Source organism: Pantoea sp. EKM10T (genome assembly GCF_011800685.1).
In the GTDB taxonomy this organism is placed as follows: Bacteria; Pseudomonadota; Gammaproteobacteria; order Enterobacterales; family Enterobacteriaceae; genus Pantoea; species Pantoea agglomerans.
On the sequence record NZ_JAALEU010000040.1, the window covers coordinates 1 to 219 of the forward strand.

Annotated in this window: 1 rRNA gene; it reads left to right on the top strand. The window is 55.3% G+C overall.

The features are described 5' to 3' along the window. Positions 1–219, top strand: a 23S ribosomal RNA gene (locus tag HFD95_RS21930); the annotation flags it as partial.

Here is a 219-nt window from a genome sequence, read left to right on the forward strand (position 1 = left end):
AGGCGTAGTCGATGGGAAACAGGTTAATATTCCTGTACTCGGTGTTACTGCGAAGGGGGGACGGAGAAGGCTATATCGGCCGGGCGACGGTTGTCCCGGTTTAAGCGTGTAGGCGGAGTGTCCAGGTAAATCCGGACGCTTGTTAACGCTGAGGCGTGACGACGAGGCACTACGGTGCTGAAGTGATAAATGCCCAGCTTCCAGGAAAAGCCTCTAAGC